The sequence below is a fragment of the Allobosea sp. GW822-FHT03F07 genome, assembly GCF_058801345.1.
Window position 1 is genome coordinate 490,729 of sequence record NZ_JBXAND010000003.1, and the last position, 26,331, is coordinate 517,059.

Annotated in this window: 30 protein-coding genes; 28 read left to right on the plus strand and 2 right to left on the minus strand. The window is 69.0% G+C overall.

Features of this window, described 5'->3' with window-relative positions; genetic code table 11:
- Positions 1 to 42 precede the first annotated feature (42 nt).
- The 7 genes from AC1RMY_RS13675 to AC1RMY_RS13705 all read left to right on the plus strand — a co-directional run bounded on the left by AC1RMY_RS13675 (position 43) and on the right by AC1RMY_RS13705 (position 5,154).
- On the plus strand, positions 43 to 438 hold the full coding sequence (locus tag AC1RMY_RS13675; RefSeq protein WP_492865248.1) for a hypothetical protein: 396 nt from the start codon (positions 43 to 45) through the stop codon (positions 436 to 438).
- Positions 398 to 1,684 (plus strand): DNA-packaging protein, encoded by a 1,287-nt coding sequence (locus AC1RMY_RS13680; RefSeq protein ID WP_492865250.1) that lies wholly within the window; start codon positions 398 to 400, stop codon positions 1,682 to 1,684. Before AC1RMY_RS13675 ends, AC1RMY_RS13680 begins: the two co-directional genes overlap by 41 nt.
- A 108-nt stretch (positions 1,685 to 1,792) precedes the next feature.
- Positions 1,793 to 2,977 carry a phage portal protein gene (locus AC1RMY_RS13685; RefSeq protein WP_492865252.1) on the plus strand — a complete coding sequence of 395 codons (1,185 nt, stop codon included), beginning with the start codon at positions 1,793 to 1,795 and terminating at the stop codon, positions 2,975 to 2,977.
- Positions 2,974 to 3,174, plus strand: coding sequence for a hypothetical protein (locus AC1RMY_RS13690; protein WP_492865253.1), 201 nt, complete (start codon positions 2,974 to 2,976; stop codon positions 3,172 to 3,174). The genes AC1RMY_RS13685 and AC1RMY_RS13690 overlap by 4 nt, the downstream gene beginning before the upstream one ends.
- Positions 3,171 to 3,368: a hypothetical protein gene (locus AC1RMY_RS13695; protein ID WP_492865255.1), complete on the plus strand. Its 198-nt coding sequence runs from the start codon at positions 3,171 to 3,173 to the stop codon at positions 3,366 to 3,368. Before AC1RMY_RS13690 ends, AC1RMY_RS13695 begins: the two co-directional genes overlap by 4 nt.
- The gene (locus AC1RMY_RS13700; protein ID WP_492865257.1) at positions 3,365 to 3,880 is read left to right on the plus strand and encodes an HK97 family phage prohead protease; all 516 of its coding nucleotides are present in this window, start codon (positions 3,365 to 3,367) and stop codon (positions 3,878 to 3,880) included. Before AC1RMY_RS13695 ends, AC1RMY_RS13700 begins: the two co-directional genes overlap by 4 nt.
- A gap of 29 nt (positions 3,881 to 3,909) precedes the next feature.
- Entirely contained in the window at positions 3,910 to 5,154 is a 1,245-nt protein-coding gene (locus AC1RMY_RS13705) for a phage major capsid protein (protein WP_492865259.1), read from the plus strand.
- A gap of 51 nt (positions 5,155 to 5,205) precedes the next feature.
- On the opposite strand, the gene AC1RMY_RS13710 is transcribed toward AC1RMY_RS13705, so the two are convergent.
- Together AC1RMY_RS13710 and AC1RMY_RS13715 are read right to left on the minus strand one after the other, a co-directional pair.
- Positions 5,206 to 6,048, minus strand: a complete 843-nt coding sequence (locus AC1RMY_RS13710; protein WP_492865261.1) for a S1 family peptidase — start codon at positions 6,046 to 6,048, stop codon at positions 5,206 to 5,208.
- 66 nt (positions 6,049 to 6,114) lie between these two features.
- A complete protein-coding gene (locus AC1RMY_RS13715) occupies positions 6,115 to 6,885 on the minus strand; it encodes a S1 family peptidase (protein WP_492865263.1) in 771 nt (256 codons plus the stop codon).
- 72 nt (positions 6,886 to 6,957) lie between these two features.
- Between AC1RMY_RS13715 and AC1RMY_RS13720 the strand changes: the two genes are divergently transcribed.
- The 21 genes from AC1RMY_RS13720 to AC1RMY_RS13820 all read left to right on the plus strand — a co-directional run bounded on the left by AC1RMY_RS13720 (position 6,958) and on the right by AC1RMY_RS13820 (position 26,241).
- Positions 6,958 to 7,527 (plus strand): head-tail connector protein, encoded by a 570-nt coding sequence (locus AC1RMY_RS13720; protein WP_492865265.1) that lies wholly within the window; start codon positions 6,958 to 6,960, stop codon positions 7,525 to 7,527.
- A 3-nt stretch (positions 7,528 to 7,530) separates the two neighbouring features.
- Positions 7,531 to 7,875: a phage head closure protein gene (locus AC1RMY_RS13725; protein ID WP_492865266.1), complete on the plus strand. Its 345-nt coding sequence runs from the start codon at positions 7,531 to 7,533 to the stop codon at positions 7,873 to 7,875.
- Entirely contained in the window at positions 7,872 to 8,282 is a 411-nt protein-coding gene (locus tag AC1RMY_RS13730) for a DUF3168 domain-containing protein (RefSeq protein WP_492865267.1), read from the plus strand. Before AC1RMY_RS13725 ends, AC1RMY_RS13730 begins: the two co-directional genes overlap by 4 nt.
- 32 nt (positions 8,283 to 8,314) lie before the next feature.
- Entirely contained in the window at positions 8,315 to 8,725 is a 411-nt protein-coding gene (locus tag AC1RMY_RS13735) for a phage major tail protein, TP901-1 family (protein WP_492865268.1), read from the plus strand.
- A gap of 11 nt (positions 8,726 to 8,736) precedes the next feature.
- Positions 8,737 to 9,096 (plus strand): gene transfer agent family protein, encoded by a 360-nt coding sequence (locus AC1RMY_RS13740; protein WP_492865269.1) that lies wholly within the window; start codon positions 8,737 to 8,739, stop codon positions 9,094 to 9,096.
- Positions 9,097 to 9,101: 5 nt separating this feature from the next.
- Positions 9,102 to 9,305: a phage tail assembly chaperone gene (locus AC1RMY_RS13745; RefSeq protein WP_492865325.1), complete on the plus strand. Its 204-nt coding sequence runs from the start codon at positions 9,102 to 9,104 to the stop codon at positions 9,303 to 9,305.
- A gap of 37 nt (positions 9,306 to 9,342) precedes the next feature.
- Positions 9,343 to 9,945 (plus strand): phage tail tape measure protein, encoded by a 603-nt coding sequence (locus AC1RMY_RS13750; RefSeq protein WP_492865270.1) that lies wholly within the window; start codon positions 9,343 to 9,345, stop codon positions 9,943 to 9,945.
- A gap of 12 nt (positions 9,946 to 9,957) precedes the next feature.
- Positions 9,958 to 10,599, plus strand: coding sequence for a phage distal tail protein, Rcc01695 family (locus tag AC1RMY_RS13755; protein ID WP_492865271.1), 642 nt, complete (start codon positions 9,958 to 9,960; stop codon positions 10,597 to 10,599).
- A gap of 27 nt (positions 10,600 to 10,626) precedes the next feature.
- Entirely contained in the window at positions 10,627 to 11,508 is an 882-nt protein-coding gene (locus tag AC1RMY_RS13760) for a phage/gene transfer agent baseplate hub protein (RefSeq protein ID WP_492865272.1), read from the plus strand.
- Entirely contained in the window at positions 11,505 to 11,948 is a 444-nt protein-coding gene (locus tag AC1RMY_RS13765) for an NlpC/P60 family protein (protein WP_492865273.1), read from the plus strand. Before AC1RMY_RS13760 ends, AC1RMY_RS13765 begins: the two co-directional genes overlap by 4 nt.
- Positions 11,948 to 15,865 (plus strand): baseplate multidomain protein megatron, encoded by a 3,918-nt coding sequence (locus AC1RMY_RS13770; RefSeq protein ID WP_492865274.1) that lies wholly within the window; start codon positions 11,948 to 11,950, stop codon positions 15,863 to 15,865. The genes AC1RMY_RS13765 and AC1RMY_RS13770 overlap by 1 nt, the downstream gene beginning before the upstream one ends.
- A gap of 55 nt (positions 15,866 to 15,920) precedes the next feature.
- Entirely contained in the window at positions 15,921 to 16,241 is a 321-nt protein-coding gene (locus AC1RMY_RS13775; RefSeq protein WP_492865275.1) for a PepSY domain-containing protein, read from the plus strand.
- 41 nt (positions 16,242 to 16,282) lie between these two features.
- A complete protein-coding gene (locus tag AC1RMY_RS13780) occupies positions 16,283 to 16,951 on the plus strand; it encodes a response regulator transcription factor (protein WP_492865276.1) in 669 nt (222 codons plus the stop codon).
- Positions 16,952 to 16,960: 9 nt separating this feature from the next.
- Positions 16,961 to 18,337, plus strand: coding sequence for an ATP-binding protein (locus AC1RMY_RS13785; protein WP_492865277.1), 1,377 nt, complete (start codon positions 16,961 to 16,963; stop codon positions 18,335 to 18,337).
- 95 nt (positions 18,338 to 18,432) lie between these two features.
- On the plus strand, positions 18,433 to 19,536 hold the full coding sequence (gene ccmI, locus AC1RMY_RS13790; RefSeq protein WP_492865278.1) for a c-type cytochrome biogenesis protein CcmI: 1,104 nt from the start codon (positions 18,433 to 18,435) through the stop codon (positions 19,534 to 19,536).
- 41 nt (positions 19,537 to 19,577) lie between these two features.
- Positions 19,578 to 20,075 carry a cytochrome c maturation protein CcmE gene (gene ccmE / locus AC1RMY_RS13795; RefSeq protein ID WP_492865279.1) on the plus strand — a complete coding sequence of 166 codons (498 nt, stop codon included), beginning with the start codon at positions 19,578 to 19,580 and terminating at the stop codon, positions 20,073 to 20,075.
- Between the two features lie 7 nt (positions 20,076 to 20,082).
- Positions 20,083 to 22,065, plus strand: coding sequence for a heme lyase CcmF/NrfE family subunit (locus tag AC1RMY_RS13800; protein WP_492865280.1), 1,983 nt, complete (start codon positions 20,083 to 20,085; stop codon positions 22,063 to 22,065).
- Positions 22,066 to 22,085: 20 nt separating this feature from the next.
- Positions 22,086 to 22,550 carry a cytochrome c-type biogenesis protein gene (locus AC1RMY_RS13805; protein ID WP_492865326.1) on the plus strand — a complete coding sequence of 155 codons (465 nt, stop codon included), beginning with the start codon at positions 22,086 to 22,088 and terminating at the stop codon, positions 22,548 to 22,550.
- A gap of 141 nt (positions 22,551 to 22,691) precedes the next feature.
- The gene (locus tag AC1RMY_RS13810) at positions 22,692 to 23,879 is read left to right on the plus strand and encodes a Do family serine endopeptidase (RefSeq protein WP_492865281.1); all 1,188 of its coding nucleotides are present in this window, start codon (positions 22,692 to 22,694) and stop codon (positions 23,877 to 23,879) included.
- Positions 23,880 to 24,005: 126 nt separating this feature from the next.
- A complete protein-coding gene (locus AC1RMY_RS13815) occupies positions 24,006 to 24,689 on the plus strand; it encodes a winged helix-turn-helix domain-containing protein (protein ID WP_492865283.1) in 684 nt (227 codons plus the stop codon).
- 22 nt (positions 24,690 to 24,711) lie between these two features.
- Positions 24,712 to 26,241 carry a HAMP domain-containing sensor histidine kinase gene (locus AC1RMY_RS13820; protein WP_492865328.1) on the plus strand — a complete coding sequence of 510 codons (1,530 nt, stop codon included), beginning with the start codon at positions 24,712 to 24,714 and terminating at the stop codon, positions 26,239 to 26,241.
- Positions 26,242 to 26,331 lie beyond the last annotated feature (90 nt).

Here is a 26,331-nt window from a genome sequence, read left to right on the forward strand (position 1 = left end):
CAGCCGGCGGCTTTCGCATGTCCGGCCCGCTTGGAGGTTTTCATGACCGATGACGAAGACGACGCGCCGGCGCTGCCGGTCGCGAAGGCCAGGCGCTTGTCTGTTGGCCGCAAGGTCGTGGTGACGAAGCTTTGGCGCGCGGCGCAGCGCCAGCTCGATGCGCACGAGGCGCGTCTCGACGAACTACCGAAGGGCGTGGCGGCGAGCGAGTCCGACGCCAAGGCGCTGGCCGTGCTCGCCCGCACCGTCCGCGAACTCGTGGCACTCGAAGCGACGACGGCTGGCCGGGAGGAAAAGTCGAACGATGATCTCTCGCCTGCCGATGGATTGCGTCACGTCGCCGAACTCCGAAAGGAGCTTGCACGACGTCTTGAAGTCCTTGCCGCCAGAGAGGCGGGTGCCGCTCCTCCGGCAACTGCTGGCGACGGCGACGCCTGACCAGTACGAGGTCATCGTCGCCGAGTGGGTCATCTGGGCCAGACCGGATCAGGAGCCGCCGACGCGGGCGCAATGGGCCGTCTGGCTCGTTCTCGGCGGGCGCGGCGCCGGGAAGACCCGCAGCGGCGCGGAATGGGTCAAGGGCATGGCGCTGGGCCATCCTCCCTATGCCGATGCCCGGACGGAGCGCATCGCTCTCGTCGGCGAGACCCAAGGACAGGTTCGCGACGTGATGATCGAGGGCGTCTCCGGATTGCTTTCGATCCATACCCGATGGGAACGGCCGAGCTGGTATCCGTCCCGGCGGCGTCTCGAATGGCCCAATGGCGCGATCGCGCAGGCCTTCTCGGCGGAGGACCCCGAAGGGCTGCGCGGCCCGCAATTCGGCGCCGCCTGGTCCGACGAACTGGCGAAATGGCCGAATCTTCAGGAGTGCTGGGACATGCTGCAATTCGGGCTTCGCCTCGGCGACAGGCCGCGCCAGATCGTCACGACGACGCCGCGCCCGGTGCCCTTGATCAAGCGCCTTCTGGCCGATCCGCATGTCGCGATCAGCCGGGCGGCCACGAGCGCGAACCGCCTCAACCTCGCCTCCGACTTCATTCGCAGCGTGACGCAGACCTATGGCGGCACGCGGCTCGGCCGGCAGGAACTCGACGGCGAACTCGTCGAGGAAAGCGCGGACGCGCTCTGGACGCGCGCCATGATCGAGGCCTGCCGCGAGCCGGCGGCGCCCGCTCTGGCGCGGATCGTCGTCGCAATCGATCCGCCGGCCTCGTCCTCGCAGCGGGCCGATTCCTGCGGCCTTGTGGTTGCCGGTGTCGATCGCGACGGCACTGGCCATGTGCTGGAGGACGGCACGGTCTCGGGCGCCCGCCCGCATGAATGGGCCGCAAAGGCCGTGGCGCTTTACCAACGCTTCGAGGCCGATGCGCTGGTCGTCGAGGTGAACCAGGGCGGCGAGATGGCCGAGAGCGTGATCCGCGAGGTCGATCCGGGCGTGCCGGTGACGGCGGTCCGGGCGACGCGCGGCAAATATCTCAGGGCCGAGCCGGTGGCGGCGCTCTATGCGCAGGGGAGGGTGCGCCATGCCGGCGCCTTCCCGGCGCTGGAAGACGAGATGTGCGACTTCGGGCCGGGCGGCCTCAGCTCCGGCCGCTCGCCGGACCGGCTCGACGCGCTGGTCTGGGCGCTGACCCATCTGATGCTGGGCCCGAAGGGCCGGCCGCGGGTGAGGGGAATCTAAGGACGTCATTCTCGGACGAAGCGAAGCGCAGACCCGAGAATCTCTTTCCAGAGATGCTCGGGTCGAGCCCGAGCATGACGCGCGGATCATTCGAACAGCGAGACCTTCATGCTCAATCTCCTACGCCACCTGCGCGGCCTCGCCGCGCCGGAACGCAAGCGCTCGCGCGTCGGGCCGCTGATCGCGCTGCACGAGGCCGGTCGTCCGGTCTGGACGCCCCGCGATTACGCGGCGCTCGCCCGCGAGGGCTATGAGCGCAACCCGGTGGTGCATCGCTGCATCAGGCTGATCGCGGAAGCTGCGGCGCAGACGCCGCTCATCGCCAAGGTCGGGGCGCGCGAGATGCCGGAGCATCCGGCGCTCGCGCTGATCGACCGGCCCAATCCGCGCCAGGGCGGCATCGCCTTCCGAGAGATGCTGTTCGGCCATCTGCTGGTCGCCGGCAACGCCTATGTCGAGGCCGCGAGCGCAGGCCGCGAGCCGCGTGAACTCTACGCGCTGCGGCCGGACCGGATGCGGATCGTGCCCGGACGCGACGGCTGGCCCGAAGCCTACGACTACACTGTCGGCGGCGACACCATCCGCTTCCGGCAGGACGAGGGCGGGCTGCCGCCGATCCTGCATCTGACCCTGTTTCATCCCGTCGACGATCATTACGGCCTGTCACCGATCGAGGCCGCCGCCTGTTCGCTCGACATCCACAACGCCGCCAGCCACTGGCACAAGGCGCTTCTCGACAATGCTGCGAGGCCCTCGGGCGCACTGGTCTATGACGGCCCGGACGGATCGAGCCTGAGCGATGCGCAGTTTGAGCGGCTGAAGCAGGAACTCGAGGACAGCTTCCAGGGCGCCCGCAATGCCGGCCGGCCGATGCTGCTTGAGGGTGGCCTCGATTGGAAGCCGCTGTCGCTGACGCCGGCGGAACTCGACTTCGTCGCGGCCAAGGGCGTGGCGGCCCGCGAGATTGCGCTCGCCTTCGGCGTGCCGCCGCTGCTGCTCGGCCTGCCCGGCGACAACACCCACGCCAATTTCGCCGAGGCCAACCGCGCCTTCTGGCGCCAGACAGCGATTCCGCTGGTCAGGCGCACGGCGCAGTCGCTGGCGCAATGGTTGGGGCCCGCCTTCGGCGATGAGCTGACGCTGAAACCCGATCTCGATGCCATCGAGGCGCTCGCCGAGGAGCGGGAATCGCTCTGGCGCCGACTCTCGGCCGCGACCTTCCTCAGCGAGGACGAGAAGCGTGAGGCGGTCGGTTACGGCCGGGCGCCGACCGGTGGTGGAGGAGCCCCATGAACCTGCTCGAACAGATCGTCACCGCCTTCGTCGGGCGCGCCGATGTCGGCCATCTCGGCCTGCTGCTCTGGGCGGCCTGCGCGTCGGCCTTCACCTGGCTCGTGCTGCGCGAACTGACCGCCGCCAACCGGCGCTTCGACGAGTTCGTGCGCGAGCTCAACCGCTTCAATGCCCGTCACGAGGGGGACCAGCCATGACACGTTCCGGCGAGAAGAAGCCATCGCCGCCGCCATCCTCCGGTGCGCGCCGGGCCCAGCCGCAGAAGCCGGGGCGTGGGTCGGCGAACGCTGAGACCTTCGGTCGCTTCGTCCGCAACCTCGCCCGGCTGGAAGTCGGCGCGGGCCGCCTCGGCAAGGCCGGAGCCGAAAAAGGCGCGGAGAGCGGCCGATGAGGAACGCTTTCGCGACGGGACCCTTCGCGCGCGAATCCAAGTTCCTGGCCCTGCCGCCGGCCCGGATCAGGCCCGACGGCCTGTTCGAGGGCTATGCCAGCCTCTTCGGCATCGCCGATCTCGGCAAGGACGTGGTCGAGCCCGGCGCCTTCCGCGATAGCCTTGTTCGGCGCGGTCCGGGCGGGGTCAAGCTGCTGTGGCAGCACGACCCGGCCGAACCGATCGGCCGCTGGATCCGCCTGGCCGAGGATGCGCGCGGGCTTTTCGTGCGGGGGCAGCTCTCGCTGGCCGTCGCTCGCGCCCGCGAAATCCACGCGCTGATGCGCGAGGGCGCCGTGGACGGGCTCTCCATCGGCTTCCGTTCCGAGAAGGCCCGGACTGAACCGCGCAGCGGCCTGCGCCGCCTGGAGCGGGTCGATCTCTGGGAGATCTCGATCGTCACCTTCCCGATGCTGCCGCAGGCGCGTGTCTCCGCCGTCAAGGCGCTGCGCTGCGCGCCGGCTTTCGCCTGAATCTGAACCGTTCCACCCGAGGAGAGACCATGACCACTGCCAACCACGCTCCCGAGAGCAAGGCGGCCGGCGCCGACCTGTCGCTGGCCTTCGACGACCTCCGCTACATGCTGGACAGCTATCGCGCCAGCAATGACGAGCGCCTGGCCGAGATCGAGACCCGGCGCGGCGCCGATCCGCTGACCGAGGAGAAGATGGCGCGGATGGACGCTGCGCTGGACGATGCGATGCGCCGCATCGACCGGCTGACGCTCGATCGCGGCCGCCCGGCGCTCGGTCGCGACGAACCGCGCGACCCGCTGGTCGGCGAGCACAAGGCCGCCTTCGCATCTTACATTCGCAGTGGCGAGGCCGGCGGGCTGAAGCGGCTGGAAGGCAAGGCTCTGTCGGCCGGATCCGGCCCCGATGGCGGCTATCTCGCCCCTTCCGGCGTCGAGACCGAAATCCTGCGCCGGCTGGCGAATGTCTCCCCGATCCGCGCCATCGCCACCGTCAGAACAATCTCGGCCGGCACCTACAAGAAGGCCTTCTCGACGACCGGTCCCGCTTCCGGCTGGGTCGCGGAAGCCGCCGCCCGCCCGCAGACCGGCTCGCCGACACTGGCGGAACTCTCCTTCCCGGCCATGGAACTCTACGCCATGCCTGCGGCGACGCAGACCCTGCTCGACGACGCCATCGTCAACATCGACCAGTGGATCGCCGAGGAGGTGGAGAGTGCCTTCGCCGAACAGGAGGGCGCCGCCTTCGTCAATGGTGACGGCATCGACAAGCCCAAGGGCTTCCTGGCCTATCCGACGGTTGCCGAGGCGAGCTGGAGCTGGGGCAATATCGGTGTCCTGAACACGGGCGTCGCCGGCGCCTTTACCGCGTCCAACCCCTCCGACGTCCTGGTCGATCTGGTCTATGCGCTGAAGGCCGGCTATCGCCAGAACGCCTCCTTCGTGATGAACCGCAAGACACAGGCCGCGGTGCGCAAGTTCAAGGATTCGACCGGCCAGTATCTGTGGCAGCCGCCGGCTTCGGTCGGGGCGCCTGCGACACTGCTCGGCTTCCCGCTGGTCGAGGCGGAGGACATGCCCAATATCGCCAACAACGCCGTCTCGCTCGCCTTCGGCGATTTCCGGCGCGGCTATCTCGTCGTCGACCGGGCGGGCGTTCGCATCCTGCGCGATCCCTACTCCGCCAAGCCCTATGTGCTGTTCTACACGACCAAGCGCGTCGGCGGCGGCGTCCAGGATTTCGCCGCGATCAAGGGGCTGAGATTCGCGGTCTGACCCGCGCCGGGAGTGAGTGAGGTCGGAGGACGGGGCGTTGGTGCCCTGTCCTCAGCGTGAGAACCACCAACTGTAGCCGGTCGACGGCTGCTGTGGTTCGAGCGGGCGCGGATTCGGCCCCATAGCAAGCAGCCGCGCTGCGCTTTCCGAGATCCAGCTTCGATGTTCGGCGACCGGCGTGATCGCGGTGAAGCCGCCGCAGATGCGGCGCTCGCGCGCATTCAGCGGGCCGCTCGACCAGCTGACGATGCCGACGAGGTCACGCGAGCGGACGTCGCCGCGCAGGACAGGGCCACCGGAATCGCCGCGGCAGGCGCCTGCGCCCGGGGTCTCGCCGCGCGAATCGGCATCGACGGCGACCTTCACGGTGTTCTGGGTGGTGTAGTTGCCGGCATTGACCAGCCTGGTCTCGCGCAGGCGCCGCGCCGTGCTCTTGTTGTTCTCGATGGACAGGCCGAAGCCGGCCATCGTCACGCCTTCGCCCTGCCAGAGCCCGCCGCCGAGCGTCACGGGCAGGATGTCGGACGGCAATGGGGCCCCCAGGCGCAGCATCGCCAGATCAGTGCCGGGCTGGGTCCGCGGCGTAGTGCCGGGCACGAAGGTCGGATGCGGCAGCACGGCGATGACGGCATGCCGGCGCGGCCGGAAGCGTGAATCGAGGCTGACCACGCTGACCGAGCCGCCGCCCATCAGGCAATGCGCCGCGGTCAGCACCAGTTCCGGCGCGATCGCCGCTCCGGAACAGAGCTCGCCGCGGCTGGTCTCGACACGCAGCGTGGAGGCGCGCGCCCCGCGGACGTCCTGCGATGTCGTGCCGCCGACGACGGCAAGCGCCGGCGAAGCACCGACGGCAAGGGCGGTGGCGAGAACCAGGGCGAGACGACGCAATGTCATGATGCAGACCAAGTGAACCAAGGCACCTCAATCTATGGGCTGCGGCGGCGCAGTCCAGCCTTTCCGTCAGCGACCGCTCGTCCAGGAGACGCGCTCGGCCCATTTCGCGAGCGTGCCGTCGATCCAGTTGCGCTGCGGCGAGACCAGGACGCCTTGGCTCAGCAGGCCGCAGCTCTTGCCGGAAGGCCCGGTCGACCAGCTCGTCACCGCGACGATGCCGCCATCGGCTGAGGTCATCGGGCCGCCGGAATCGCCCTGGCAGGCGCCGGGGCCTGGACGCTTGCCGCCACCGGCATCACTTGCCGCCCACAGCAGGACGCGACCGGGTCCGTATGGCTCGACCACGGACAGCTCCGTGGAACGATAGACGCCGGTGGTGCGGGCCTCGCCCTCGCGCGACACGCCGTAGCCGGCGAGAACCACCGGGGCGCCGGCGCGCGGCTGCGCGCCATCGATCAGTATGGCGGGCGCGAACCGCGCGGGAAGCGGCTCGGACAGCCGCACCAGCGCCAGGTCGATGGAGCGCTGCCGCGCCGCGACCGCGTTGGCCTTGAACTCGGGATGGAGGACGACGGAGGCCGGTGCGATCAGCACGGGTTCGCCGCCACCATCCTTCCAGTGGATGCGCAGCTCGGTGCCGCCGGCCGCGCAATGGGCTGCCGTCAGGATCGCGCGTGCCGACAGCACGATGCCGGTACAAACGCCGCCGCGCGCATTGAGAACCATCAGCGTCGAGCCGGCAGCCGGCCCGCCATCGCGGCCGCCGACCACTGCGCCCGCTGAACTCGCAGCCAGCGCCAGGCCACCGGCCAGGCCGATCAAACGTCCGATGCGCATCGCGCTCCTCCACGGCAGGAGGCGCTGGATAGCGCGTCGGCCTCCGCAATTGAACCCCAGATCGGAGCGACCATGACGCCGCTTGCCTTGACCCCGCCGGCGCAGGAGCCGGTTTCGCTGGCTGAAGCGAAGATGTTCCTGCGCCTCGAACAGCATGCGGAAGACGACCTGCTGGGCACGCTGATCACCGCAGCGCGCCTGATGGTCGAGGCGGCGTCCGGCCGGCTACTGGTCGATCAAGCCTGGCGCATCGTCATCGATCGCTGGCCCGACGGCGGCGAGATCCGCCTGCCGCTCTCGCCGGTCAGTGCGGTTACCTCTGCACGCGTCTACGACGTGCTGGGAACGGCGCAGCCTGTGGCGCCGGCTGCGCTGCAACTCGATGCGGCAGCCGATCCTCCGGTCATTCGATTGGTGGGAGAGGTGCCCGAGATCGGCCGCGCCCGTGGCGCCATCGAGATCGACGTCGTCGCCGGCTTCGGCGCGACGGCGGCGGCCGTGCCGGCACTCTTGCGACAGGCGGTCCTGCGGCTGGCGGCGCGTTGGTTCGAGCAGCGCGGCGATGTCGTCGGACGCGATGCTCAGGTGCTGCCGGCGGAGATCATGACGCTGGTCGCGCCGTTCCGCCGCGCGAGGCTCTGAGCCATGGCGTCCATGGAACAAGGCCGCGCTCCCGTCGGCACCTTGCGTCGCCGGCTCATACTCGAGGCAACCGTCGCGACGCCGGACGGGGTCGGGGGCACGACGCAGGTCTATGAGACCGTTGCGGCGCTGTGGGCACAGGTCGAATGGCTCGCGGGCAGCGAGCATTGGCGTCGGGGGCGGCCGGAACAGGCGGCGACGCATCGCATCACCATGCGCTGGCGCGACGGAGTCGATGCCGGCCAGCGCCTGCGCGATGGCGAGCGCCTCTTCGATATCCGCACCGTCGCCGACCCCGACGGTAGCCGGCGCCGCCTCGTCTGTCACGCTCTGGAGGTCACGCCATGAGCGACGCGATCCTCAGCTTGCGCGCCGCGATCCAGGTGCGACTCGAGGCCGACGCCGAGCTGAGCGCGCTGATCGGCTCCGGCCGCATCTATGACGAGGCGCCTCGCGCGGCGAGCGGCGTCTATGTCGTGCATGGCGATGTCGAGGCGCGCGACTGGTCGACCGGCAGCGACCGCGGCTGCGAACAGGATCTCGGCCTGACCGTCTGGGCCGGCGAGAGCTCTTCGTCGCGTCGGGCTCTGGAGGCGGCGGCGCTGGTCGTCGCGGCGCTGGACGAGGCGCCGCTTGCGCCGGCCGGGCACGGCCTCATCAACCTGCGCTGGAGTTCCAGCCGGTTGGCGCGGGACGGCATGACGGGGCTCGCCTTCGTCGCGATCCGCTTCCGCGCCGTGACCGAAACTGTCTGAATTTCGTCAACGCTGAACCAGGGAGGCGCCGGATGTCGGCTCAGAAAGGCAAGGATCTGCTGCTCAAGGCGGCGGATGCGGAGGGCGATTTCGTCACAGTCGCGGGGCTGCGCGCCCGGCAGATCGCTTTCAATGCGGAAACGGTGGATGTGACCCACTCGGAGTCCGTCGGCCGCTGGCGCGAATTGCTGGCTGGCGCAGGCATGCGGCGCGCGGCGATCAGCGGCGCCGGGATCTTCAAGGACGACGCGTCGGATGCTCTGGTGCGCCAGATCTTCTTCGACGGCACGATCCGCGACTGGCAGGTGATTGTGCCTGATTTCGGCACCGTCACGGGGCCGTTCCAGCTCTCGAGCCTGGAATATCGCGGCGACCATGCCGGCGAGGTCACGTTCGACCTTTCGCTGGAATCCGCCGGCCAGCTTGCCTTCACCGCGCTCTGAGGGAGGCAGGCATGATCAACCGCTATCGCGGCGAGACCGCGCTCATGGCTGGCGGGCAGGCGCTGCCGATGCGTCTGACGCTCGGCGCTCTCGCCGAACTCGAACACGCCTTCGCCGTGGACAGCCTGCCGGCGCTGGGCGAGCGCTTCGCCGGGGGGAAGCTCTCAGCGCGCGACGTGACGCGCATCCTCGCGGCGGGGCTTCGCGGTGCCGGCAGCAGCGTCAGTGAAGACCAGGTCGCCAGCCTGACCTTTGACGGTGGTCTCAACGGAGCGATCCGGGCGGCCATCGACCTGCTTGATGCGACCTTCGGCGATCAGCCAGGGGAGGCGGAGGCGTCATCCCGCCCTCCGCAGCCGCCAGCGACCTGACCCCGCTGGCGGAGCCTGTTCCCTTTCCCTGGCGCGAGGTCATGGCCTTCGGGCTCGGCCGGCTTGCCTGGCCGCCCGACACATTCTGGGCCGCGACCCCGCGCGAGATCGGCGCGGCCCTGCGCGCCCATCAGGCGGAAAACCTGTCATCGGGGCCTCCGGGACGTGATGCGCTACGAGCCCTGATGGCGGCCCATCCCGACGCCTGACCCTGCTTTTCTTTTTCTCCCGACTGTGAGGTCCGCCATGGCCGACGACGAGATCGTGCTCTCCTCCCGCCTGTCCGACATGCGGTCGCTCGGCTCTCTAACGCAGAGCCTGAGCAAATCGGCCGAGAGCTTCGGCAAGTCGATCACCAGCGCCTTCGCCAAGGGCATCGTCGAGGGCAAGCGCTTCGAGGACGTGCTGCGCAGCGTCGGCCGCTCGATCACCGATACGCTGCTGAAATCGGCGCTGAAGCCGCTGCAAAGCAGCCTGTCGAGCCTCCTCGGAACCGGGGTGAAGAGCTTGACCGGCTTGTTCGGCGGCGGCTTCAGCCTGGGCGGACTCGGTGGGGGAGGCGGCGTTCCCGTCGCGCCTTTCGCCGAGGGCGGCGTCATCGCCTCGCCCGCCTATTTCCCGCTCGGGCGCGGCCTCGGGCTGATGGGGGAGCGCGGCGCCGAGGCGATCTTGCCCCTGTCGCGCGGCGCCGATGGCCGGCTCGGCGTGCGTTCCTCGGGCGAGACCCGCCGACCGCTCAGCGTCGTCGTCCAGGTCTCGACGCCCGATGCCGACAGCTTCCGCCGCTCGGAGGCGCAGGTTTCGGCCGCGATCGCCCGCGCGGTGGCGCGCGGCGGCCGTGCGTTGTGAGGGCGTGAGGCCATGGCCGATTTCCACGAGATCCGCTTCCCGACGGACATCGCGCGGGGTGCGCGCGGAGGCCCCGAGCGCTTGACGCAGATCGTCACCCTGGCTTCGGGGCGGGAGGTCCGCAACAGCCGCTGGGCCCATTCGCGCCGGCGCTACGATGCCGGCCTCGGCATCCGCACGCTCGACGCGCTGGCGGCCGTCGTCGCCTTCTTCGAGGAAAGGCGCGGGCGTCTCTACGGCTTTCGCTGGCGCGACCGGCTCGACTGGAAGAGCTGCCCAACCTCGCAGACGCCAGCCGCGACCGATCAGCCGCTCGGCACCGGCGACGGCGTAACGGCGATCTTCCAACTCGGCAAGCACTATGGCTCCGGTGAGACGAGCTATCGCCGGCCAATCACCAAGCCCCTGCCGGGCGAGGTGCTGATCGCGGTCGATGGAGTCGTGGCCGAGCAGCCGGCCCATGTCTCCTGCGACGCGACGACCGGCCTCGTCACCTTCGCGCCCTCGCATGTGCCGGGGCCGGGTGCCGTGATCACCGCCGGTTTCCTCTTCGACGTGCCGGTGCGCTTCGACATCGACGCGATCGAGGTCGATCTCTCGGCCTTCGAGGCCGGCGAGATCCCCAGGATTCCGATCGTCGAGATCATGCCCTGATGTGACACCTCCCGGAAGGACATCGCGATGCGTGAGATTCCCGAAGCTCTGGCTGAGCATCTGGCCCAGGGGGCAACGACGCTGTGCCGCTGCTGGAGCCTGACGCGGCGCGACGGCGCCGTGCTCGGCTTCACCGATCATGACGAGCCGATCTCCTTCGACGGCGTTGCCTTCGCCGCCGCGACCGGCTTGGAGGCGGCCGAGAGCGCCGCCGAACTCGGCTTCGCGATCGGCGGCGGAGAGGTGTCGGGCGCGCTGCTCGCCGCGGGTCTCAACGAGGCCGATCTGGCGCGCGGCCTCTATGACGATGCCCGCGTCTCGATCTGGCTGGTGAACTGGTCTGACGTCTCGCAACGCATCCTGCTGGAGACCGGCTTCGTCGGCGAGATCGGGCGCGGCGACCATGGCTTCACTGCCGAGGTGAGGGGGCTCGCCAAGGCGTTCGACGAGGAGCGCGGCCGGCTTTACATGCGCTCCTGCGCGGCCGATCTTGGCGACGCGCGCTGCGGCGTCGTCCTGGCGACGATCACCGCAACCGTGGCATCGAGCGACGGCCGTCTCGGGCTGACCGCGCCGGCGCTGGCTGGCTTCGCTGACGGGCATTTCAACGGCGGCCGCCTGATCTTCACGAGCGGCGCCAATATCGGCTTCGCCACAGAAGTGAAGCGCCACGGCGCTGCTGGCGGGCTCGTCTCGCTCCAGCTCTGGCAGGTGCCGCCGGCGCCGATCGCCGCCGGCGATGGCTTCACCGTCTCTCCCGGCTGCGACAAGAGTTTCGCCACCTGCCGGGCGAAGTTCGGTAATGGCGTCAACTTCCGCGGCTTCCCGCATATCCCCGGCAACGACTTCATCATCGGCGGCGTCCGGCCGGGCGACGGTGCGCTCGACGGCGGGAGCCTGTTCCGATGAGCGGCGCCGTCTCGCGAGCCGACATCGTCGCCGCGGCCCGGCACTGGCTCGGCACGCCCTATCATCATCAGGCTTCGCTGCGCGGGGTCGGCTGCGATTGCCTCGGGCTGGTGCGCGGCGTCTGGCGCGACCTCTATGGCGACGAGCCGGAAGCGCCTCCGCCCTATTCACAGAGCTGGGCCGAAAGCCTGGGGGTGGAGACGCTCGCGGAGGCGGCGCTGCGGCATCTGTCGCCGGTTGCCCGAGGCACGGAGAGGCCGGGCGATGTCCTGTTGTTTCGCTGGCGGGACCATCTCCCCGCCAAGCATTGCGCCATCCTCACGACACCCGATCGCATCCTCCATGCCCATGACGGTGCGCAGGTCAGCGAAGTCGCCTTTTCGCCCTGGTGGCGGCGGCATCAGAGCCACACCTTTTCCTTTCCGGGGGTCACCGACTGATGGCGACGCTTCTTCTGCAGGTTGCGGGCAGCGCGCTCGGCACAGCGTTGGGCGGGCCAATTGGCGCCGTCATCGGTCAGGCGATCGGCGGCATCGCCGGCGCCCGCATCGATCAGACCTTCCTCGGCGGCTCGGGGGGCACGCGCAGCGTCGAGGGCCCACGCCTGACCGAGATCGACGGCCTGGCCTCCAGCGAGGGCGCGGCGATCCCCCGCGTCTATGGCCGCGCCCGCATCGGCGGGCAGTTGATCTGGGCGACGCGCTTCGAGGAGGAGATCAAGGTCTCCGTCACCCGCACCAAGAGCGGTGGCAAGGGCAGTCCGAAGCAGAAAACCGTCGAGACGACCTATAGCTATTTCGCCAATCTCGCGATCGGCCTGTGCGAGGGGCCGATCGCGTTCGTCCGGCGCATCTGGGTCGATGGCCGCGAGCTGGATGTCACGGCCGTCAGCATGCGCGTTCATCACGGCCATGACGCGCAGGAGCCCGATCCGCTCATAGCCGCCAAAGAGGCCGGTGCCGCCCCGGCCTATCGCGGCCTCGCCTATGTCGTGTTCGAACGCTTCCCGTTGGCCGATTACGGCAACCGCGTGCCGCAATTCGCCTTCGAGGTCGTGCGCGCCGTCGATGGCCTCAACCAGATGATCCGGGCCGTGACGCTGATCCCGGGCGCGAGCGAGTTCGTCTATGAATTGCATGCGGTCAGCCACGAGCCGGAACCCGGCGTGACCGAGAGCCTGAGCCGCCACCAGCTCTATGGCGGTTCCGATGTCGATACGGCGATCGGCCATCTCGTCGCGCTCTGCCCCAGCCTGCGGCGGGTCTCGCTCGTCGTCGCCTGGTTCGGGGACGATCTGCGGGCCGGCTCCTGCACGCTCGCTCCGCGCGTCGAGATCGCCCACAAGCCGACCATTGGTGAGGAGTGGTCGGTCGCGGGGCTGGATCGGACCACGGCGCGCGTCGTCAGCGAGGCCGGTGGCCGGCCGGCCTTCGGCGGCACGCCGTCGGACGCCAGCGTGATCCGGCTGATCCGGCGCCTGCGCGACGATTACGGCCTCGATGTCGTGCTCTACCCGTTCGTGATGATGGACATCCCGGCCGGCAATGCTCTGCCCGACCCGGAGACCGGGGCCGCCGGCCAGCCGCATTATCCCTGGCGCGGTCGCATCACCTGCATTCCGGCGCCGGGTAGCCCCGTCAGCGTCGATGGCAGCGCGGCCGCCGAGGAGCAGGTCGCGGCCTTTCTGGGCACGGTGTCTGCGGCGGACATGTCCGCTGTTGGAGAGCAGATCGCTTGCGCCAGCCCGGACGAGTGGAGCTATCGCCGCTTCATCCTGCACTACGCCATGCTCGCCCAACTGGCGGGCGGGGTCGGCGGCTTCGTGCTCGGGTCGGAAATGCCCGGCCTCACGCGGGTTCGCGGGGCGGCGGGCTATCCGATGGTGGACGGGCTCGTGGATCTGGCCGGCGAGGTCAGGGCGCTGCTGCCCTCGGCCACGCTGACCTATGCGGCCGACTGGACGGAGTATGGCGCGCATGTCCGCAATGATGGGCTGGACGTCGCCTTTCCACTCGATCCGCTCTGGGCCTCGCCGGCTGTCGGCGCGATCGGCATCGACTTCTATCCGCCCCTCTCGGACTGGCGCGACACCAGCGACCACGCCGATACGGGCATCGCCAGTGGACCGAACGATCTCGGCTATCTTCGCGCCCGGCTGAATTCCGGCGAAGCCTATGACTGGTACTATGCCGATGAGGCCGGGCGCCTCGCTCAGGAGCGCCTGCCGATCACGGATGGCGCCTATGGCAAGCCTTGGGTGTTCCGGCCAAAGGATCTCGTCGGCTGGTGGGGCCAGCCCCATGTCGAGCGCGTTGGCGGCGTCGAGACGATCGCGACCGCCTTCGTCCCAGGAGCAAAGCCGATCTGGCTGACGGAGATCGGCGTGCCGGCCGTCGACAAGGGGGCAAACGCTCCCAATGTCTTCCCCGACGCGAAATCGGCCGAAAGCGGCTATCCGCATTTCTCCAGCGGTGCGCGTGACGATCTGGCGCAGGCGCGTGGGCTGGAGGCGATCATCTCCGGTTTCGATCCGGCGTGCGAAGGCTTCGTGGCCGCCCGCAATCCGATGCACCCGGTGACCGGCATCCGCATGATCGACCCTGCCAGCATCTTCGTCTGGAGCTATGACGCGCGGCCGTTTCCAGCCTTTCCCGATCTCGGCGGTATCTGGGCCGATGGTGCGAGCTACGACACCGGCCATTGGCTCAACGGCCGTATCGAGGGCATGCCCGTCGACCGGCTGTTGCGCCGCATCCTGTCTGATTTCGGCCTGCCGGTGGCCGACGCCATCTCCGTCGACGGGTTTCTCGACGGTTATGTGCTCGACCGGCCGCTCTCGGCCCGGCAGGCGCTCGAACCGCTGGGCCAGATCTTCGGCTTCGACGCGACGATGAGTGCAGGCCGTCTGGCCTTTCGCGGGCGTGCGGGCAGCGTCGCGCGGGTTCTCTCGGATGACGACTGGATCTTCGATCGCGACGACCAGCCCTTCGAGCTGCGTCGCTCGCAGGAAAGCGAACTCCCGCTCGAGTTGCGGCTCGGCTTCAGCGACGGCGAGAGCGACTATCGCACCGCTACGTCCCGCTCGCGCCGGCTGGCCGGTGCGGCGCGGCGCGAGATCGGCATCGAGACGGCGATTGTCACCCGACCGGCGGAGGGCCAACGCCTCGCCGATCAGCGCCTCCAGGAGGTCTGGGCCGGGCGCGAAACACTGCGGATCGAGCTTTCGCCACGTTGCGTCGATCTGGAGCCGGGCGATGTCGTCGCTCTTCCGGTCGGTGGCGCCGAGCGGCTTTTCCGCCTGACCCGGACTGATGACGGGCCGACCCGCAGGGCGAGCGCACGTGCCGTCGAGCCGGCGATCTATCGAACCAGCGGCGTCCCGAGCCTGCCCAGGCCGCCACGCAGCGCGCCCGCGCTGCCCGGCAGGCCGCTGGTCATACCGCTCGCCTTGCCGATCGTGCGAACCCAGCCGCCGCCGCTTCTGTCGCTCGCCGCCTTCGCTTCGCCCTGGCCGGGGGCGCTCTCGGTCTGGCAAGCCGATGGCGCCGGCCAGTTTGAGCTGCTGCGCCTGGTCGAGGCTCCCTCGATCGTCGGCGAAACGCTCACCGTCCTGTCGCCCGGGCCGGTCTGGCGCACGGATATGCGCGCTTCGCTCGATGTCCGTCTGCGAGGCGGCGTGCTATCCTCGGTCTCGCCCGAGGCCGCGCTCGCCGGAGCCAATGCGCTCGCTTTGCTCGACGAGGCCGGGACGGTCGAGATCGTGACCGTCTCCCATGTCGAGCTGATCGGCCCGCAGCGCTTCCGGCTGTCCGGCCTGATTCGCGGCCTCGGCGGCTCGGAGCGGGAAGCCGGGCGCAGCCTGCCGATCGGCGCCCGCATCGTCGTGCTCGACGACGCCGCCGTCGCCCTGACCAGCGATCTCGGCGATCTCGGACGGGAGGAGCGCTACCGCATCGGCCCGGTCCAGCGCGATGTCGGCGATCCTTCGATGGCCGAGCTGACGGCCACGATCGGCAGCCAGGCGCTGAAACCCTTGCCGCCCGTGCATCCGCGTGCCCGGCGCGGGGCGGGGGGTATCGAAATAGATTGGATCAGGCGCACACGTATCGACGGCGATTCCTGGGATCTGGCCGAGGTACCCCTTGGGGAGGACAGGGAACTATACGAGATTTCCATTCTGGATGGCGGCGTCGTCTTGCGCAGCACGACGACGGCCGCTGCCGCATGGTCGTATCCGGAGGCTCTCGAACTGGCCGATTTCGGCACCTTGCAGGCCGAAATCGAAATTGTGATCGCTCAGATCAGCACTGTGGCCGGGCGCGGCGATGAATGGCTTGGACACGTCCCCGTGCGCTGACATAGTCGAGTGGTGCGCGGCATTCATGACGCGTTCACGCGTGCGGGATTAGCCCATGTCGATGATGCCCGTCGAACCCATCTTTGCCCTTGCCTTGCTGGCGACGCCGCTGCCGATCGTCCAGATCGACAGTCAGGATCCGATTTCCTGCCTGTCGGCCGATGAGACGCGCGACGTCGTCGCCGAAGGGCGCGTCATCCAGCCCGCGCAGGCCTCTCGACATGCGCGCCAGGCCGCACCGGGCGAGGTCGTTCGCATCCGGCTTTGCCGGCAGGGCGAAGACTATGTCTATGTGGTGACGACGCTGAAGCGCGACGGGCGCGTCGCCCGCGTGACGCTCGAAGGACAGTCGGGCAAGGTCGGCACGATTCGCTGATCGGAATCCGCCGGACCATCGCCAACAGGAGCTGACCCACCGTGAGACTGCTCGTCGTCGAGGACGACAAGGACCTCAACCGCCAGATCGTCACCGCGCTGGAAAACGCCGGCTACGCCGTCGACAAGGCTTTTGACGGCGAGGAGGGGCTCTATCTCGGAGAGACAGAACCCTATGACGCGGTGATCCTCGACCTCGGCCTGCCCAAGGTCGACGGCGTCGCCGTGCTCCAGGGCTGGCGCCGCGCGGCCAAGACCATGCCGGTCCTCATCCTCACCGCCCGTGACCGCTGGAGCGACAAGGTCGCGGGCTTCGATGCCGGCGCCGACGACTATGTCACCAAGCCGTTCCATGTCGAGGAACTGCTGGCGCGGGTGCGGGCGCTCCTGCGCCGCGCTGCCGGTCACGCCACCTCCGAACTCGTCTGCGGCCCGGTCCGGCTCGACACGCGCGCGAGCCGGGTCGTCGTCGACGGCAACCCGGTCAAGCTGACCTCGCACGAATACCGTCTGCTGGCCTATCTGATGCATCATCAGGGCCGCGTCGTTTCGCGCACCGAGCTGGTCGAGCATCTCTACGACCAGGATTTCGACCGCGATTCCAACACGATCGAGGTCTTTGTCGGCCGGCTGCGCAAAAAGCTCGGCGTCGACGTCATCGAGACCGTTCGCGGCCTCGGCTATATCGCCGCCGCGCCCGAAAAGGTCTGATCCCGGGCGATGCCGTTCCGGTCGCATCGCTATTCGCTCGGCGCGCGGCTCTTCCTCTCGGCGGCGATCTGTTGTGCGCTGGTGCTGATCCTCGCCGGTTTCGGCCTGACCACCTTCTACCGACGTTCGGCCGAGCGCGGCTTCGATGAACGCCTGAGTGTCTACATCAAGGAGCTTATCGCCGATCTCGCCGCCCCTCCCGAGACCGAACGCCAGGCGATCGGCGATCTCGGCGAGCCGCGCTTCGATCTGCCCCTGTCGGGCTGGTACTGGCAGATCATCCGGCTCGACGGAGAGCGGCCGAGCATCCGCGCCTCGCGCTCCCTCGTCGGCGGGCAGCTGCCCAAGCTGCTCGACCAGCCGATCGTGCCCAATGCCCGCGGCCTGCGCGAAAGCTATATCTCCGGGCCGGACGACCGTTCGCTGCGCATTCTCGAGCGTGAGATCGATGTCGGCGAGGACGGCCGCTTCTCGGTCGCGGTCGCTGCTCCCTCCGACGAGATCGACGCCGATATCCGCGATTTCCGCCTGGCGCTGACCATGACCTTCGTCCTGCTCGGCTTGGCGCTGGTTGCCTCGACGATCATCCAGGTCCGGTTCGGCCTGCGCCCGCTCGTGCGCCTGGGAGCCGCCGTCGGGATGGTCCGCACCGGCGAGACGCCGCGCATCGTCGGCCGCTATCCGCCCGATCTCGCGCCGCTGGCCGGCGAGCTCAATCAGCTCATCGACGCCAATCACGAAATCCTCGATCGCGCACGCACGCAGGTCGGCAATCTCGCTCATGCCCTCAAGACCCCGCTCAGCGTGATGCTGAACGAGGCCGAGTCGGGCGACCCGCATCTGCCCCAGACGGTCAAGGCGCAGGCCGCGATCATGCGCGATCAGGTCCAGTACTATCTCGACCGTGCCCGCGCGGCCGCACTCTCCGGCGCGCTCGGCGGTGTCACCGAGATCGCGCCGTCGCTGGACGCCTTGATCCGCACCTTCTCCAAGATCTCGCAGGGCAAGGGCATCGCCGGCCGTCATAATGTGCCAGCACGGGCTCGCTTCCGGGGCGAGAAGCAGGATTTCGAGGAGATGCTCGGCAATCTCCTCGACAACGCCTTCAAATGGGCCGAGTCCACCGTCGAAGTCTCGATCGACAAGCGCGATGACGACACGCCCGGCCGGATTACCCTGCTCATCGACGATGACGGGCCGGGCCTGCCCGATGAAGCCATGGCGGATGTCCTCAAGCGCGGCCGCCGTCTCGACGAGGCCACGCCGGGCTCGGGCCTCGGTCTGTCGATCGTGGGCGACCTCGCCAAGCTCTATGGCGGCGAAATCTCGCTGCAGCGCTCGCCGCTCGGGGGCCTGCGCGTCCGTCTCGCGCTGCCTTCCGTCTGAGCCATGTCTATTTGTCTGCGCGATGTGGTCGCGCGTGACCCTTTGTCGCCATCTTCCGACATGATGCGGAGCCTGATTTTGGCTAAGAGCGTCCGATGCTGATCTGGATCATCTTCGCGGTCATGACAGGGGCGGCGATCTTCGCCCTGCTCTGGCCGCTCAGCCATGGCCGGGTAGCCGCTTTCGCCGATGCGGCCGACGCCACCAGCCTTTACCGCGCCCAGCTCGGCGAAATCGAGCGCGATCTTGCGCGCCGATTGATCGGGCCGACCGAAGCGGAAGCCGCGCGCGCTGAAGCAGCGCGACGACTGCTGCGCGCATCGGGCGACGAAGCCGGGCCCGCCGGGGAGACCGAATCGTCGCTGCGCCGGCGCCGGGCGAGTTCCGCGCTGGCGCTGTCCTGCGTGCCGTTGCTCGCGCTCCTGGTCTATGGCGCCTATGGCTCCCCGGGACATCCCGACCAGCCGCTCGCCGCGAGGCTTCAGGCCGATCCTTCGCGCCAGGACTTCGCGCTGGCACTGTCGCGGATCGAGACACATCTCGCCAACAATCCGTCCGACGCCAAGGGCTGGTCCGTCATCGCGCCGGTCTATATGCGCCAGGGGCGCTACGACGATGCGGCGAGCGCCTTCGCCTCGGCGATCCGCCATGGCGAGGCGAGTTCCGAGGCCCATGCCGGGCTGGGTGAGGCCCGCACGCTCGCCGCCGGCGGTGTCGTAACGGCTGCGGCCCGTGAAAGCATGGCGGAAGCGCTTCGGCTCGATCCGAGGAATCCCCGCGCCCGCTTTTTCCTCGCCATCGGCAAGGAGCAGGATGGCGATGCGCCAGGCGCCATCGCCGCGCTGCGCGAACTGCTCGGCGATGCGCCCCCCGATGCGCCCTGGACGCAAGCTGTCCGGCAGAGGCTCGAGCGGCTGGACGACGATTCCGCCGGCAATGCGATCACCGCCCTGGCTCCGGCCGATAGGGAGACCGCGATCCGCGCGATGGTCGACGGCCTCGCCGAGCGCCTCAAGGAGGGGGGAGGGACGTTGCCGGAATGGCTGCGGCTCATCCGTTCGCAGGCGGTCCTCGGCGACAAGGCAGCGGCGCAGGCCGCCTTTGCCACGGCGCGTGAGCGTCTGGCTCAGGACGAGTCGGCCCTGGCTGCGCTGGATGCGCTCGCAAACGAACTCTCGCTGAAGGGAACCGCGCCATGACCGCCGCCGAGCCTTCGCGCGCGGTTGCCCCGAAGCGCCGAATGACCCGTAAACAGCGGCGGCTCATGTTAATCGGCGCGGCCGGTGCGGTTTTGTGCCTGGCCGCCGGGCTCGTCCTCTTCGCGCTGCGCGACACGATCGTCTTTTTCTACGGACCGACCGAGATCGCGGAGAAGGGCGTCGCGCCCGGCACCCGCATGCGCCTCGGCGGGCTGGTCGAGGCCGGCTCCGTCACACGCGGTCCCGGCCAGCGCGTGGTGTTCTCTGTCACCGACAGCCGCACTGCGATCAAGGTCAGCTATGAGGGGCTGCTGCCGGATCTCTTCCGCGAGGGCCAGGGCGTCGTCACCGAAGGCGTCTTCCAGGGCGCCGGCCAGTTCCGCGCCGACTCCGTCCTCGCCAAGCATGACGAGACCTATATGCCGCGCGAAGTCGCCGATGCGCTGAAGAAGCAGGGCCATTGGCAACCCGGTGCTGAGCCCGCATCGCAGCCCGCCGCAGCGCCGCAAGCCAAGCCAGCCCCGCAGGTTTCCCAGTGAGGCGCGCATGATCGTCGAGATCGGGCATTTCGCGCTGGCCCTGGCGCTCGGCGTCGCCGTGGTCCAGGCGCTGGTGCCGCTCTGGGGCGTGCTGCGGCACGACAGGGCTTTGGCCAGCGTCGGCTCGGCGGCTGCCATCGCCTGCTTCCTGCTGGTGGCGCTGTCCTTCGCCGCCTTGGTCGCATCCTATGTGCGCTCCGATTTCTCTGTCGAGAACGTCGTCGCGAACTCTCATTCGACGCAGCCCCTGATCTACAAATTCACCTCGGTCTGGGGCAACCACGAAGGCTCGATGCTGCTCTGGGTGCTGATCCTGACGCTGTTCGGCGCGCTGGTCGCCTTGTCCAGGCATTCCCTGCCGGTCAGGCTGCGGGCTGGGACGCTGGCGGCACAGGGGATGGTCACGGTCGCCTTCCTGGCCTTCACCCTGCTGACCTCGAATCCGTTCCGGCGCATGGTGCCGGCCCCGGCCGACGGGCAGGATCTCAACCCGATCCTGCAGGATCTCGGCCTCGCGATCCATCCGCCGCTGCTTTATGTCGGCTATGTCGGCTTCTCCATCACCTACGCCTTCGCCGTCGCCGCGCTGATCGACGGGCGCATCGATGCCGTCTGGGCCCGCGCCGTCCGGCCCTGGACCCTGCTCGCCTGGGTCTTCCTGACGCTCGGCATCGCGATGGGCTCCTACTGGGCCTATTATGAACTGGGCTGGGGTGGCTGGTGGTTCTGGGACCCGGTCGAGAACGCCTCGCTGATGCCCTGGCTCGCCGGCACCGCGCTGATCCATTCGACGGTGGTGATGGAGAAGCGCGACGCGCTCAAGGTCTGGACGATCCTGCTCGCGATCCTGACCTTCTCGCTCTCGCTGCTCGGCACCTTCATCGTCCGCTCCGGCGTGCTGACCTCTGTCCATTCCTTCGCCAGCGACCCCTCGCGCGGGATGTTCATCCTCGGCATCCTGGTCTTCTTCGTCGGCGGATCGCTTGCCCTGTTCGCCTGGCGCGCGCCGCTCCTGCGGCAGGGCGGCCTCTTCGCGCCGGTGTCGCGGGAGGGCGCGCTCGTCGTCAACAACGTCTTCATCGCCACCGCCTGCGCCACCGTCTTCATCGGCACGCTCTATCCGCTCGTGCTGGAGATGGTGACCGGGGACAAGATCTCGGTCGGTCCGCCCTTCTTCAACGCCACCTTCGTTCCCGTGCTGGTGCCGCTGCTGCTGATCCTGCCGCTCGGCCAGTCGCTCGCCTGGAAGCGCGGCGACCTGCTCGGCGCCGCCCAGCGCAACCTCGCGGCCTTCGGCCTCGCCATACTCGCCGCGCTGGCTCTGGTCGCCTGGTCCTGGGGCGGCCCGGTGCTGGCGCCGCTCGGCATCGGCCTCGGCGTGTTCCTCGTCGCGGGTGCGATCTTCGACCTGGGCGAGCGCATCGTGGCGCGTGCCAGCGGCTGGCCGGCGATGCTCTCGCGGGCGAAGGGCCTGCCGCGCTCGGCCTGGGGCACGGCCCTTGCCCATGCCGGCGTCGGCCTGAGCGTGATCGGCATCGCGGCCGCGGTCTGGAGCACTGAGACGATCGGCGTTCTCAAGCCCGGCGAGCGCCTGACCAGCGGCCGCTATACGGTCGTGCTGGAATCCGCCCTGCCGCGCAGCGGGCCGAATTTCCGCGCCGAGGTGGCGCGCTTCCAGATCTTCTCGGGAAGCCGCGAACTTGCCCCCGTCGAGGCCGCCAAGCGCGTCTACACGGCGCGCTCCATGCCGACGAGCGAGGCCGGTATCCGCACCGACGGGCTGAGCCAGGCCTATATCGCACTGGGCGAGCCGCAGGGCGATGGCGCCATCGCGGTCAGGCTCTACGACAAGCCGCTGATCCTGCTGATCTGGATCGGCGCCGTCGTGATGGCCTTCGGCGGCGCGCTCTCGCTGACCGACCGGCGCTTCCGGCTGGCCGCGCCGAGGCGCGCCATGCCGCAGTCTGTCGCGGCGCAGCCGGCGGAGTGAGCGCGATGCGTCCTGCCACTATGCCTCGCTTCGTCCTTGCCCTCATGCTCGGCCTTGCCACGGCCGGCCCGGCTGTCGCGGTCCAGCCCGGCGAGATCCTGCCGGATGCCGCGATGGAGCAGCGCGCCCGCGCGATCTCCTCCGAGCTGCGCTGCCTGGTCTGCCAGAACCAGTCGATCGACGATTCCGATGCGCCGCTCGCCAAGGACCTGCGCGTACTCGTGCGCGAGCGGCTCGTCGCTGGCGACAGCGACCGCGCGGTGCGCGAATTCATCGTGGCGCGCTATGGTGACTTCGTCCTGCTGCGCCCGCCCTTCGACGTCAGGACGGCGCTGCTCTGGGCCGCACCCTTCCTGATTCTCCTGGTGGCACTCGGCTTCATGTGGCGCCGGGGCAGGGCGATGGCCGCGCCCGCGAGCGCCGCGGCGCTCTCCGAAGAAGAGCGCCGCCAGGTCGAGCGGCTGCTCGGCGACGACGCGCCCTGAGCGGTTCCGCCGGAGCGGGCAGAAACAAATCGATACCTTACGAAATCGTCATCTTCGGGCGAAGCCGGCGTAACACGGTCTCCGTCATGGTCCTCGTCACGAGCAGGGAAGGCCCTGCCGATCGTTTCGAGGTTTAGAACCATGACGACCACCAAAACCCCTTCGCGGTCCATCCTGAAGCGCGGCGCGCTGCTCGCCGGCGCTGCGACGCTGGGCATCGGCCTGGCGGCCGGCCTCGCCGATGGCGCGCTGAAGTTCGACCACCCCGCCTTCGCCCAGCCGATCCAGCTCTCGGGCGTCCAGACCAATCTTCCCTCCTTCGCCGACATGGTGGAGAAGGTGAAGCCCGCCGTCGTCTCCGTCCGCGTCAAGCAGAAGGTCGCCGGCGAGATGGACGACGACCAGGGCAGCCTGGACGACCTGCCGCCCGGCCTGCGCCGCTTCTTCGAGCAGCAGCAGGGCCAGATGCGCGGCATGCGTCCGGAGCGCCCGCGGGCTCCCCAGGCCATGTCCCAGGGCTCGGGCTTCTTCGTCAGCCAAGACGGCTATGTGGTGACCAACAACCACGTCGTCGACAAGGCGTCCGAGGTCCAGCTCGTCACCGACGACGGCAAGGCCCTGAACGCCAAGGTCATCGGCACCGATCCGCGCACCGATCTGGCCCTGCTCAAGGTCACCGAGAGCGGAAGCTACCCCTTCGTCCAGCTCGCTTCGGGCAAGCCCCGCATCGGCGACTGGGTCCTGGCGGTCGGCAACCCCTTTGGTCTGGGCGGCACCGTGACGGCGGGCATCGTCTCGGCGCAAGGGAGGGACATCGGCTCGGGTCCCTATGACGACTTCCTGCAGATCGACGCTGCCGTGAACCGTGGCAATTCGGGTGGCCCGACCTTCAACCAGAAGGGTGAGGTCGTCGGCGTGAACACCGCGATCTACTCGCCGTCCGGCGGCAATGTCGGCATCGCCTTCGCGGTCCCCGCCGCGACCGTCGAGCAGGTCGTCGAAGCCCTGAAGAAGGACGGCAAGGTCTCGCGCGGCTTCATCGGCGTCCAGATCCAGCCGGTGACCGGCGAAGTCGCCGACGCGATCGGCCTGAAGAACGCCCATGGCGCGCTGGTCGCCGCCGCCGAGAAGGATGGTCCCGCCGCCAAGGCCGGTATCAAGCGTGGCGACACGATCATCTCGGTCGATGGCGAGCAGATCAAGGACGCCCGCGACCTGTCGCGCAAGATCGCCAAGTATGCGCCGGGCACCAAGGCCAAGATCACGGTCTGGCGCGACGGCAAGGAGCGCGACATCAGCTTCGAGGTCGGCCGCCAGCCGGCGGCCTGATCAGGCAAGGCCTGCGCTCTCCTGGCAGTCTGTCGCCCCCAGCCAGGGGACCAGCCTTCACCGCGGCAGGCCGGATGCGTATCCTCCGGCCTGCCGTTTTTGCGTTTTCCGGGCTAGAGCTAGGTCATGCGACTCCTGATCGTCGAAGATGATGCCGAGGCTGCGGCCTATCTGACCAAGGCCTTTCGCGAGGCCGGCCATGTCGCCGACCATGCCGGCGATGGCCTGGAAGGCTATGCGATGGCCGAGGGCGGCGGCTACGACGTGCTCGTCGTCGACCGCATGCTGCCGCGCCTCGACGGCCTCTCGCTGATCCGCTCGCTGCGCGAGCAGAATGACGCGACGCCGGCGCTGATCCTGTCGGCGCTTGCGCAGGTCGACGACCGCGTGAAGGGCCTGCGCGCCGGCGGCGACGACTATCTGCCCAAGCCCTATGCCTTTTCCGAACTGCTCGCCCGTGTCGAGGTTCTGGCCCGGCGCCGTGGCGCGCCCGCCTCCGAACCCACGACCTATCGCGTCGGCGATCTCGACCTCGACCGCCTGGCCCATCGCGTCACGCGCGCCGGCACCGAGATCCTGCTCCAGCCGCGCGAGTTCCGCCTGCTCGAATACCTGATGAAGCATGCCGGCCAGGTGGTGACGCGCACCATGCTGCTGGAGAATGTCTGGGATTATCACTTCGACCCCCAGACCAATGTGATCGACGTGCATGTCAGCCGCCTGCGCGCCAAGGTCGACAAGGGCTTCGAACACCCGATGATCCATACCATTCGCGGCGCGGGATACATGGTCCGTGACACGGCACGCTGAGCCCCCGGCCGGGGGCGCAGCCATCGCGCCAAAACAGGCGCAGCGCTTCCTGCCCAACCTCTTCCGGACCACCGCCTTCAAGCTGACGGCGGTGTATCTCGTCGTCTTCGCGCTCTTCGCCGGGCTCTTGCTCGGCTATGTCGCCTGGAACGCCAAGCGTCTGCTCGACGACCAGATCCGCTCGACCATCGATGCCGAGATCCAGGGCCTCGCCGAACAGCAGCGGCTCGGCGGCATCAGGCGGCTCGTCAGCGTCATCGAGCGTCGCTCGCGTGCTCCCGGCGCCTCCCTCTATCTCGTCACCACGCCGGTGGGCGAACGCATCGTCGGCAATGTCGAGGCCTTGCCGCCGGGGACGCTGGATCGGCCGGGCGAGACCGAGATCGAATATGCCCGCTCCAGCGAGGCGGTGGATAAGCCGAGCCGCGCCATCGTGCGCATCTTCATGCTGCCGGGCGGGTTTCGCCTGCTGGTCGGCCGCGACGTCGAGGAGCGCGAGAGGCTCGGCATCGTCATCAGGCGCGCGGCGGGCTGGTCGCTGCTGCTGGTCTTCGTGCTCGGCTGCTTTGCGAGCTGGTTCGTGGCGCGGCGCGTCCTCAAGCGCATCGACGACATGACCGGCACGGCGCAGTCGATCATGGCGGGAGATCTCAAGGGCCGGCTCGCGATCTCCGGCACCGGCGACGAACTCGACCGGCTGGCGCTGAACCTCAACGCCATGCTGGAGCGGATCGGCGAGCTGATGGCCGGCATGCAGCAGGTTTCGGACAATATCGCCCATGACCTGAAGACGCCGCTGACCCGGCTGCGCAACCGGGCCGAGGAGGCCTTGCGCACGGCGAAATCGCCGGACGAACTGCGTGCCGCGCTCGACGGCTCGATCGACGAGGCCGACAATCTGATCCGCGTCTTCAACGCGCTGCTGATGATCGCCCGGCTCGAGACCGGCCGCATTCAGGACAGCATGGACAGGCTCGACCTCTCGGAGATCGTCTCCGGCATGGCCGAGCTCTACGAGCCGCTGGCCGAGGAGGCCGGCCTGTCGCTGGTCACGGAGGTGTCGCCGGGGCTGCGCATCGAGGGCAATCGCGAGTTGATTGGGCAGGCACTCGCCAACCTGATCGACAACGCGCTGAAATATGGCGGGCCGGCCGCGGGCGGGCAGGCGCTGGTCACGGTCGCCGCCAGGCAGGCGGATGGCGAGGTCCTGCTCTCCGTCGCCGATCATGGCCCTGGGATTCCCGAAGAGGATCGCGCCCGCGTGCTAGACCGCTTCGTCAGGCTCGATGCCAGTCGCAGCAAGCCGGGCTTCGGCCTTGGCCTGTCGCTCGCCGCCGGCGTCGTGCGCCTGCATGGCGGCCAGATGCGGCTGCAGGATAATGCGCCCGGCCTGCGCGTCGTCATTGCCCTGCCGGCGGTCGCTCCTGCATCTGCCGGTGGCGAGGCGGCTGCCTCCCTGCCTGAGGAACCCAAGCCTGTGGACACCTTGGCCCCACCGGTGTTGCCTGCCTCGACAGGACCGTCAAACCCTGCTGGCTTGCCATCCCTCTAGAGCCGGATCCGATCAGATTGTCTCAACCTGATCGGTGAATCGGTCTCTAAACTATTGGTAGAGAACGCGTGATCCGATCATATTGCGGCG